Source organism: Nesterenkonia ebinurensis (assembly GCF_008711175.1).
GTDB classification, from domain to species: domain Bacteria; phylum Actinomycetota; class Actinomycetes; order Actinomycetales; family Micrococcaceae; genus Nesterenkonia; species Nesterenkonia ebinurensis.
Map to the genome: position 1 here is coordinate 1 of NZ_VWNF01000019.1, position 10,603 is coordinate 10,603.

12 protein-coding genes are annotated in these 10,603 nt (G+C 67.8%); all 12 read left to right on the top strand.

Features of this window, described 5'->3' with window-relative positions; genetic code table 11:
- Positions 1-777, top strand: a 777-nt coding sequence (locus tag F0311_RS07525) for a helix-turn-helix domain-containing protein (RefSeq protein WP_150461333.1), incomplete at its 5' end; no start/stop codon positions are given.
- 250 nt (positions 778-1,027) lie between these two features.
- A complete protein-coding gene (locus tag F0311_RS07530; RefSeq protein WP_150461334.1) occupies positions 1,028-2,128 on the top strand; it encodes an ArdC-like ssDNA-binding domain-containing protein in 1,101 nt (366 codons plus the stop codon).
- Positions 2,128-3,042 (top strand): bifunctional DNA primase/polymerase, encoded by a 915-nt coding sequence (locus F0311_RS07535; RefSeq protein ID WP_150461335.1) that lies wholly within the window; start codon positions 2,128-2,130, stop codon positions 3,040-3,042. Before F0311_RS07530 ends, F0311_RS07535 begins: the two co-directional genes overlap by 1 nt.
- Positions 3,039-3,770: a DUF2637 domain-containing protein gene (locus F0311_RS07540; RefSeq protein ID WP_150461336.1), complete on the top strand. Its 732-nt coding sequence runs from the start codon at positions 3,039-3,041 to the stop codon at positions 3,768-3,770. The genes F0311_RS07535 and F0311_RS07540 overlap by 4 nt, the downstream gene beginning before the upstream one ends.
- Positions 3,767-4,219, top strand: coding sequence for a hypothetical protein (locus F0311_RS07545; protein ID WP_191089804.1), 453 nt, complete (start codon positions 3,767-3,769; stop codon positions 4,217-4,219). Before F0311_RS07540 ends, F0311_RS07545 begins: the two co-directional genes overlap by 4 nt.
- Before the next feature lie 97 nt (positions 4,220-4,316).
- Complete coding sequence (locus F0311_RS07550) at positions 4,317-5,219, top strand: hypothetical protein (protein ID WP_150461337.1); 903 nt, start codon at positions 4,317-4,319, stop codon at positions 5,217-5,219.
- Positions 5,216-6,229: a ParB N-terminal domain-containing protein gene (locus F0311_RS07555; protein ID WP_150461338.1), complete on the top strand. Its 1,014-nt coding sequence runs from the start codon at positions 5,216-5,218 to the stop codon at positions 6,227-6,229. Before F0311_RS07550 ends, F0311_RS07555 begins: the two co-directional genes overlap by 4 nt.
- 42 nt (positions 6,230-6,271) lie before the next feature.
- Complete coding sequence (locus tag F0311_RS07560; protein WP_150461339.1) at positions 6,272-6,967, top strand: hypothetical protein; 696 nt, start codon at positions 6,272-6,274, stop codon at positions 6,965-6,967.
- Between the two features lie 22 nt (positions 6,968-6,989).
- The gene (locus F0311_RS07565) at positions 6,990-8,627 is read left to right on the top strand and encodes a M23 family metallopeptidase (protein ID WP_396897426.1); all 1,638 of its coding nucleotides are present in this window, start codon (positions 6,990-6,992) and stop codon (positions 8,625-8,627) included.
- Between the two features lie 5 nt (positions 8,628-8,632).
- Positions 8,633-8,899, top strand: coding sequence for a DUF6112 family protein (locus F0311_RS07570; RefSeq protein ID WP_150461342.1), 267 nt, complete (start codon positions 8,633-8,635; stop codon positions 8,897-8,899).
- 162 nt (positions 8,900-9,061) lie between these two features.
- Complete coding sequence (locus F0311_RS07575) at positions 9,062-9,334, top strand: DUF6112 family protein (protein ID WP_114907007.1); 273 nt, start codon at positions 9,062-9,064, stop codon at positions 9,332-9,334.
- A gap of 43 nt (positions 9,335-9,377) precedes the next feature.
- A partial coding sequence (locus F0311_RS07580) for a conjugal transfer protein TrbL (RefSeq protein WP_150461340.1) occupies positions 9,378-10,603 on the top strand: 1,226 nt, incomplete at its 3' end.

Consider the following 10,603-nt stretch of genomic DNA (forward strand, 5'->3'; position numbering starts at 1 on the left):
GAGTTCGGGCAGAAGCCCGTCAACGTCGGCGACGTGATGATTCTCGGTGCGAACGTGCTGTGCGGCTCGGAGCCCGAGGGGCATATCACCGTCACCACTATCTACCTGGACACCGATTATGTGATCGACCAGGTGTTCTGGCAGCACGCCGGACTGTTGCAGGATCGGCTCGAAGCCCAGGAGCTTGCCGAAACGGTCTACTCCGAGCCGGCGCAGATTCTTCATCTCGGTGAGGACCGAGCGGGGATGCTGATGCCGTGGCTTGACGAACTGGTCGAGCGCAGCATCGACGGCGGCTTCGCCCAGAACTTCTACCGGATGCAGGCAGTGTGGTTCAGTATCGCCCACGTGATCGCACCGTTCGTCAAAGTCTCGCCGATGCGGATATCGGCGTCGCAGTGTGCGCACATCCGGCCCACGCTCCCGCGACACCGCCAGTTCGCCCCGCTACGCGCCGAAGCCCGCCGGGCCGCCGAACTGCTTCATCAAACACCGGCTGAGCATTGGACCCTCGACGGGCTGGCCGCGAGGGTGCATCTGTCGCCGTCGCAGCTCAGTCGCGTGTTCACCGATGCCTACGGCAAGACACCACTGGCGTACTTGACGATGCTGCGTGCAGAACACCTTGCTAAGTCGCTGCGAGAGACCGACCTTCCGATTGAGACCGCGATGCGACAGGTTGGCTGGCGCAGCCGCGGCCACGCCGCGCAGCAGTTCCGCAAGTACGTGGGCCTGACCCCTACCCGGTACCGGCAACTGACTCTCCGCGCGGGCTGAGCACCGCTCCCGATCTAAGCACTACGAGCGGGATATCGGGAGCATCCCGGCACCGAGCACCACAGGGCTGGAGATTGCCGGTAATCCGGTGTGCACGTCAGGCGCACCACGAGTTCTCCTGACGGCCAACCTATCGATCCTTTCGTTCGCTGACCGTCTCGACGCACCTGCTGGTTCTCCTGGCGCACCTCGTTGGTGCACCGCCGCCCTCTCCTGGGCGCGGTCTATGCCGAGAGGAGGCCAGAGCCAGATGGTGACGAGGCAGGAAGCGCGCGAGGCGAAGCTCGATGAGCTGCACGAGCGCCTGACCGGCGCGGTTGAACAGCTCGTCTCGGGTGAGGACTGGGCGCGGGCGCTCACGTTCGCGGCACGGTTCAGAGCCAGATCGTTCTCGAACACCCTGCTGATCTGGGAGCAACATCAGGGCGCCCACGAAGCCGGACTGGTGCCTGAGCCCTTCCCGTCGTATGTGGCCGGGTACCGGCAGTGGCAGGGCCTCGGGCGGCAGGTGCAGAAGGGCCAGCCGGGGTATCAGATTCTCGCACCGGTTACCGGTCGCTTCGCTTCCGCCACCCCGGCGGATGCGGAGTCCTGGCGGCGCCTCGGGAAGGGCGAGAAGCCTCGTGCCGGTGAGGTCGTGCGCACCAAGATGGTCGGCGTCCGGCCGGCCTATGTCTGGGACGCCTCCCAGACGCAGGGTGATCCGATCCCGGAACCACCCGCACCGAAGCTGCTCGAAGGCGAAGCACCGGCCGGGCTCTGGGAGGGCCTGACCGAGCAGATCGAAGACCGCGGCTTCCAGGTTCTCCGGGTGCCGCACGAAGGCCTGATCCACGGCGCCAACGGCCTCACGGACTACACCGCGAACACCATCGCCGTGCGGGAGAACATGGACCCCGCCGCTCAGGTCAAGACCCTCGCCCACGAACTCGGCCACGTCCTGCTCCACGGGCCAGACCAGGATGAGGCGCGTCAGCATCGCGGGATCGGTGAGGTCGAGGCCGAGTCGGTCGCTCTGATGATCGGCGCTGCCCACGGTATGGACACCAGCGGGTACACGATCCCCTACGTCTCGACGTGGGCCGCCAGGGTGGACGGCAAGGAACCGGTCGACGTTGTGAAGGCCACCGGGGAGCGGGTCCGCAAGACTGCCCTGACGATCCTGGATCAGCTCGACACCGCCCAGGTCGCCGACGGCACACCCCCAGGACTGGACCGCGAGACGCCCCAGCGCGACCAGCCGGTACCCGAACGCCCGGTATCGGCGCGGCGAGTGGCGCCGATACCGGAACCGACAGCACGCCCCGCCAGCGGCTCGGCGACGGCGGCGGTGCAGGGGCGGGGACTGTAATGGTCGCCCCGGATGCCCTGACGGGCGTGCTTTCACGGGTCTCTGACACGTGGCCGGTGCCATCGGCGGCGGCACGCGCGTTCGCCGCCGCTGGTGTGCCGGTGTTTCCCTGCGTGCCGGGCGGGAAGCGTCCGCTGACCGAGCATGGCTTCCACGACGCCACCACTAACCCTGACCAAGTACGGGCGTGGTGGCGCCAGCACCCGGCGGCGAACATCGGCGTGCCCACCGGTGCCGCCTCAGGGGTTGTGGTGGTGGATGTCGATGTCCACGGCCCCGTCAACGGCTTCGCCGCATTCGAGCGCGCCCACGCCGCCGGGCTACTGGACGGCTGGCAGCTCCTGGTGTCCACGCCCTCGGGCGGGATGCACGCCTACTACCCGGCCACGGCAGGCCTGTCGCAGCGGTCGTGGCAGGCCGCCCGCGCCGGGATCGACTTCCGCGGCGATGGCGGCTACATCATCGTCCCACCCTCCACCGTGACCAGTGACCCCGGCAATGCGAACTATCGGGTACGACGTATCACCACCGGCCACGCGGCGGAGCTGGATTCGGACCGGTTGCGAGACTTCCTCGACCCACGCCCCACCCCCAACCCGAGACCGCCCGGGCAGGTGCGCGACATCAGTGCTGAACGGCTGGCCGCCTGGGTCGCCGGACGAACCGAGGGTGAGCGCAACCGTGGCCTGTTCTGGGCCGCCTGCCGCCTGGCCGAGAACGGCACCCCACCGGCAGACACCTACACCGCCCTGGCGCCGGCGGCCGAACACGCAGGACTGACGCAGCGGGAGGTCTCGACGACGATCCGCTCCGCCTACCGCACAACACAACCAGGTCCGCACACCGCCGCCGATGGACCGGGTGAGGCACCCCGGCGAGAACTACAACAGACCGCAGGGCGGGTGCTGTCATGACCCCGACGAACACTCCGGTGGTGCGGCGTCGCGGCGGACGCCTCGCCGTCATCACCGCGGTAGCCGGGACGGTCCTGATCGCGCTCGGTGCGTTCTGGCTGAGCTTTACGGCGCTTGCTGATCTCGCTCTGCGTTCGGGGATCGAGGCGGGGCAGGCGTGGGCGTGGCCGCTGATCGTGGACGGCATCATCGTCGTCGCCACCGTCTCCGTCGTCGCCCTCGCCGGCCAACGGGGCGCTTGGTATCCGTGGATGCTCCTGGCCGCGGGCGCGATTGTTTCGGTCACCGCCAACGCCCTGCACGCGGTGGTGGCCGCAGACGCTGACGTTCCTGGTGTGCTGGCCGCCACTGTGGCCGCGGTGCCGCCGCTGGTGCTGCTGGCGATCACCCACCTGACCGTGATCCTCACCCGACCTCTCCCGGAGTCCGAAGAATCTCAACCACTCACCCGGAACCAGGGCGAGCCCAGCAGCGAGGATGAGCCCGATCCCGCGCCGCCGCCGATCGTGCCCCGTGAGATGGCACCTGTGGAGCCGGCCCTGACGACACCCGGCAAGGAACCGGTCGAGCGGGATCGGCGTGAAGTCGCTGCCGAACTGCGCGAGCAGGGGTGGTCGAACAAGCGCATCGCCCGCCACCTCAACGTGCACCCCTCCACGGTGGGTCGCTGGTTCACCCCCGCGCACCTTTCAGGCAACGAGACCGTCGAGGAGGCGAACAACCCATGACCACGAACACGGACCATGCTCGACACCACCGCGAGCAGCATCGGCAGCGACCTGCCGAGACGAAACCCGATCGGACGGCCTCGGAACCGCAGGAGAAGACGAGCACACCGGATGCGGTGCGCGTCGCGAAGGTCGCCCGCGGTGACAACGGCGAGAAGACGACTCAGCACGCAGGCCGGAGAGCGCGGGGCGTGGACTGGGTACGCCCCACCGACCTCATGGCCCGGCACAGCGCCGCGCTGGCGGGGCGGGGTATCGACTTCGAGGTCGAGCTGGCCCGCCGCACCCGCCGGCTCTCCGGCCAGGTGGCCCAGGCGGGCGGTCGTGGGATCAAGTCCGTCGGAACGACGCTGAGTGAGCGGGCGCGCCGGCTCCCGGATGTGTCGGAGTTCGGGCGCGGAAGCCGCTCCCGGTCGTGGGTGACCCGTTCAGGGATCGGGCTGGGGTGACCTGACCGATGCGCACCCCAGCACCACGCCGTCGTCACCGTCGCGGACGGCAGTTGGGGAACGCGTGTGCACCTGTCTGCCAGGAGGTGCCCCAACCATGAGCACAACAAGCAACACCGCCCGAGACATCCCTGACGGTGAGGGTGGTGAGGACTTCAGCACCAGCGAGGGCCTGCGGTCTCTGCTGCATCGGCTCCACGCCGCCGGGCCTGGAGCGTGGACCCACGACCCGGCCGCCGCGGAGCTGATGGCCTACGCGGCCCAGAAGTACGAGCCCCTCGCCCGCAAACACGACCTGGACCCGTGGGAGGCCGCGTCGGCGGCGTTCAAGGTGATGTGCACCCGCGCTGCCCGTGAGGCACGTGATCCGTGGGCGGTGATCACGCACGCGGTGCGGATCACCTGCATCTTCGAAGCACGCGCCCAAGGACTGCTGTGCTCGGTCCACCAAGCTCGCCGTCCGCACGTCTCGGCCTTCCACGACCCCGAACGGTTCTCTGACCGCGAGAACCCCCTGACGGACTATCACCCGGCGTTCCACGTCACCGACGACACCCCGGCCACCGATGATGAGGACACCGAGTCCCTGGCCTCGTCTCGGGCATGCACTTCAGCCAGCTCGGCGATGGAGGACGCGATCGCGCTGTTCACCCTGCTGGACTGGCCGCCGGCCACCGCACGCGCCGGGGTCGAGCATGTCTGCGGGGTGCTGACCAAGACCGGCACCCGGCAGACGGCCTATGAGACCTTGCGGCGAGACAAGCACGCCCGCGCCCTACTCGACATCCCCGGCCGATCCTGGTCGGCGTTGTTGAAGGCGCTGCTGGGCAACCCGCACCCCGCCTACGCCGCCACAGGCACGGGACGGGGTGTGATGTTGCGGCTGCTGATCGGCGAGTCCCTACCGGTGCTGCTGCGCGACGATGACCTGATCCTGACCATCTCACTCGCTGCTCCCGACGTTGGCGGTCGCAGCCACCGTGAGGGCGAAAAGTCATGAGTGCGCCGGCGGGGTACATCGAGCTGGAGCGCACCGTCGAATCCATCCACGTGGGGCGCCGTCATCGCACCGAGCTGGGCGACCTCGACGAACTCGCCGCCTCCATCGAGCGCGACGGGCTGTTGCAGCCCATCACGATCACCCCCGACGGGGTGCTGGTGTGCGGTGCGCGGCGGTTGGCGGCGATCAAGCAGCTCGGCTGGCGCAAGGTCAACGTCTGGGTCCGGAGCGGGATCTCCGACCGCCTCGGACACCTCCTGGCCGAGCAGGACGACAACGTGCTGCACAAACCCCTGACCCAGACCGAGGCCGCCGCCCTCTACCGCGAACTGAAGACACTGATGGCCGAAGACGCCGCAAGGCGCGAGCAGGCGACCCGTTTCAGCAGCGACTACCAGCCCGGAGCGGACGGGGGTGGAAATTTTCCACCCCCGTCCGCCGGACCACGCGGAAAGACGCGTGAACAGGCCGCCGCAATGATTCCCGGTGGCGCCTCCTACAAGACCCTCGACAAGATCGGCTACCTCCAACACATCGCCGATGACCCAGCACAGCCAGCCGAGCTACGCGAACAAGTCAGCGCGGAACTGGAGCGCATCGACGCCGGCGCCCCCGTGCATCCGATCTACGAAGCCATCCGCACCGCCGCCGAGACCGCACAGGAACATCGCGAGGCGGACCTGCATCAGCTCGCCACCGACGCCCTCGCCCGCGCCAAGCAGATGAAGACCAGCAAGCGCGCACCCCGGCCCAGGCCGGTGACCGATGACGACGGGAAGCCAAAGCGTTACCCGGTGAGGGCATTCGTTCTCACCTGGAGAGAACTCACGCACTGGTGGATGCACTACGACGTCGAACAGCTCGCGACCGAACTCACCGATGAGCAGATCGAGTCCTTCCTGACCACCGCTGAGGGCACCAGCCGGTTCGCCGAGGAACTGCGCGCCGCCCACGACCGCCAGGCCGGCGACGACCTCGTATCTGCGCGGGGACATCTGCGCGCCCTCTGACCACTCCACCCACCTGTGGTGGCGGTGGTGCACCTGGTGGGCATGAAGACTCCCGATCTATCTGAGCCCCGCACTCGTCGCCCGGTGATCGCCGCCCTGGCCGCCGCGCTCCTGATGCTGCTGTTGGCCGGTGTCGGCGTCTACGGCCTGATCACCGGACCACTCACCACCAGCGACACCGACCGCAACGACGAGAACGGACCCGGGCCGGTCATCACGGCACCCGGCGACCCTGTGCCCACCACGACACCGCAGCTATCGGTCGTGCGTGCCTCGGCCGATCCGGAGACCTTCGCCCGCAACGTCGCCACCGCGCTGTTCCAGTGGGACACCGGTAGTGGGTTCATGCCCCTGGACTACACCTCGGTGATCCTCGACGTCGGCGACCCCTCCGGGGCCGAGCAGGCCGGGCTGGCCTCCGATATCGCCACCTACCTCCCGACCCGAGACGCCTGGATCGAACTGCGCCAATACGCCACCACCCAACGCCTCACCATCGACAACATCTACGTGCCCGACGCCTGGGACACCGCGCTTGCGCAGGCGCAGTCGGGGCAGCTTGCCGAAGGCACTGTCGCGGTCACGATCGAGGGCACCCGCCACCGCGAAGGCCTGTGGAACGACGAACACGTCACCAGCGAACACGAGGTCGCCTTCACGGTGTTCGTCGTCTGTGCTCCGACCTACGACACCTGCCACCTACTCCGGTTGTCCCAGCTCGACAACCCCCTCCGATAAGGACACCGGAGGTGATCTGACAGTGAAGAAGGCGCTGATCGTTCTGCTTGCCGCGGCGGTCATGTTCGGCCCCGCCGTGGTATTCCTCGGCGTCGGGGTGCTGCTGAACCCCGCCGCCCGAGCCGATGCCACCGTCTGCGCACCCGGTGATGCGAACCTGCATGTCGATGAGATACCCGACTCGTTGACCGCGACCACCCGCAACGGCGAGACCATCGTGCTGACCCGCACCCAGCTAGAGCACGCCGCCACGATCATCACCACCGGCGCCGAGACCGAGGGCATCACCGACCGGGGCGTGATCATCGCGCTGATGGCCGCACTCACCGAGTCACACCTGCGCATGCTGTCCAACAGCTCTGCCTATCCGGAGTCGATCATCTATCCCAACGACGGCGACGGCTCCGACCACGACTCACTCGGCTTGTTCCAGATGCGCCCCTCGATGGGATGGGGATCGGTCTCTGAGTTGATGCGCGCCGAGTATCAAGCCCAAGCGTTCTACGGCGGACCCGACGGACCCAACTACCCCTCACCACGGGGCCTGCTGGATATCCCGGGATGGCAGGACATGGACCCCGGCGAAGCCGCCCAAGCCGTCGAAGTCTCCGCGTATCCGGACCGCTACCGCAACTACCAGCCCGTCGCCGAGACCATCCTGACCACCCTCACCCGCACAGCCAACACCGGCACCAGCGACACGACGGTGCCGGAGACCTCCCGAGTCGTCTTCCCGCTGCCCGAGGGCACCTGGGTCAAGACCTCCGACTGGGGCTGGCGCACCGACCCCTTCACCGGCGAACGGTCCTTCCATGCCGGGACGGACTGGGCCGCACCCGACGGCACAGCGCTGTTCGCGCTGGCCGACGGCCGCGTCCTCTCCGCGTCTTACACCGAGGCCCGCGGCGGAGTCATCGTCCTGGAACACAACGTCCGAGGACAGACGGTGACGAGCACGTACATACACATGTGGTCCCACGGCATCCACGTCACCGACGGCCAAGAAGTCCGCGCCGGGCAGCACATCGGCGACGTCGGCTCCTCCGGCCGCTCCACCGGCCCGCACCTGCATCTGGAGATCCGACCCGGCGGCCAGAACGCCGAGACCGTCGACGCCGAGCAATGGCTGCTCGACCAGGATGCTGAAGGCATCACCGGCGGTGACCAGACAATCCGGCCTGAGCCCGGGTGCACGCCAGACCCCGGTCAGGCTGGTGCTCCGGAGCCGTTCACAGGCGCCGATCCGGATGCGTTGGTCGATGATCCGACCTCCGATGGGCAGATCACCGCCCGCACCGCTCACATCCTCAACCAAGTCCAAACAGCGTTCCCCGACAGCTCATGGGTCTGCTACTCACCCCGCCCCGGACAGGCCTCCGACCACCCCCTCGGCAGAGCCTGTGACGGCACGTTCGGCAACGCCATCGGCGAAGCCGCCACCGGCCAAGCACTCGAACTCGGCTGGGCAGTCACGAACTGGCTCCAAGAACACGCCGAAACCCTCGGGATCGACTACCTGATCTGGCAGGGACAAATCTGGTCCACCGGTCGCGCCGATGAAGGATGGCGCGACTACGACGGCGGCGGCATGCACGACGCAGAGTCGATTACTGGCGGTCACTACGACCACACCCATCTTTCGGCGGTCGAGGGGCGGTGATGACCATGGGTGTGTTCCCCGATTTCGGTGGCCTCGACGGCATCGGTGAGCTGCGCGAAGTCATCGGCGCGCTGCTGACGTTCGTGCTCATCATCGCGGTGTTGATGCTGATCGTCTGCGCCATCGTCTGGGCGCTGGCGACCGCGAACGGCCACCACGGCGCAGCGACCAAAGCACGCATCGGCGCCTGGACCGCCCTCGGTGCCGTCGTCCTGGCCGGCGGTGGGGTGGCGTGGATGAACTGGCTGCTCGACCTCGGCCAACAACTCTGACCCCTCGCTGCCCTCACCGCGCTTCGTGTTCGCGGCACCTGGGGGGCGGTGGTGCACCTGATGGGCGAGAACCACCCTCGCCGAACACTAAAGGAGCACCCCGCCGTGAACACCCTGACCCTCGCCCTTGAAACTGCCACCGCCCTCGGGCCGGCGTTGCCGATGCAGATCGACATCAACCCCAACGACTCCGGCCTGCCCGGCATCAGCCAGTTGCGCACCATCGTCGGCGCGATCATGACCATCGGCCTCATCCTGTCCGTCCTCGCGTTGATCGTCTCGGCGATCGTGTGGGGCTTCGGCGCCAACTCCTCCAACCCGCACCTGGCGGGCAGGGGGAAGATCGGCGTCCTCGTGTCCTGCGGTGCCGCGATCATCTGCGGTGCCAGCGTGACGCTCATCAACTTCTTCTGGAACGTCGGCCAGCAGGTCTGACCCCACCCACCAACTTCGGCTCTGCGTGAAGGAGTGATCTGCGGTGGGTGTCTGCGATGTTCCCATCATCTCGTCCGTGTGCGACGTGGCCGGCGAAGCCGCCGCCACCCTCGTCTCAGCCCCCTTCGACTGGCTCGCCTCCGCGATGGGCGCCGCGGCCGGGTGGTTGTTCGAGGCCGTGTGGTCCGTATTCGACACGACCACTCTGGTGGATGTCACTAGGGATGAGTTCGTGGCGGTCTACAACATCCTGTTCGGCATCGCTGTGTTCGTGATGCTGCTGTTCTTCTGCTTGCAACTGATCACCGGGCTGATCCGCCGCGACCCCACCGCACTCAGTCGAGCTGCCCTCGGGCTCGCCAAGAGCGTGCTCGGGTCCTTCGTCGTGATCACGTTGACGGCGTTGTTGTTGGAGGTGGTCGATCAGCTGTGCATCGGGATTATCCAAGCCGCCGGGGAGACCACCGAGTCCATGGGCGACAAGATCACCCTCCTGGCCGCAGGCCTGACCGCCATCAACATCGCCGCCCCTGGGGTCGGGGCGATCATCACGATCTTCCTCGCCGGCCTGGCTATCGCGGCAGCCGCCATCGTCTGGCTGAGCCTCCTGGTCAGGAAAGCGCTGCTACTGGTCGCGATCGTGCTAGCCCCGCTGGCGTTCTCCGGGGCGTCGTGGGATGCGACACGGGGGTGGATCGGCAAGTGGGCGATGTTCGTCATCGCTTTGATCGTCTCCAAACTCGTCCTGGTCGTCATGTTCCTCGTCGCCATCACCCAGGTGTCCGCACCGATCGACGGTGACCTGTCCTCGGTGGCCGATCCGTTGGCGGGGATCGTGCTGATGGCGATGGCCGCCTTCGCCCCGTACATGACGTATAAGTTCCTGAACTTCGTCGGCCTGGACATGTACCACGCGATCGGCTCCGAACAAGACACCAAGAACGCCCTCAACCGCCCGGTCCCCACACCATCGAAGCCAGCCGGGGACGGGCCGAAGAAGGTCCTCGACGAAGGTGGTGGCGGTAGCTCCGGCGGCAGCGGTGGAGGCAACGGCGTCGGTGGTGGTGGGAAGAAACCGCCGGAGCCGAAAAAAGCCGCACCGCAAGCATCCAGCGGCACCGCCGGCAGCGCAGGGGCCGGCGGGGGTAAAGCCGCCGCCGGCGGGTCCGCCGGCGCAGGCACAGGGGCGAGTGCAAGCGGCGGAGCAGGAGCAAGTGCCGGCGCGGGCGCTGGTGCGGCGGCTGGTCCGGCTGCTGCGGCGGTGATCGG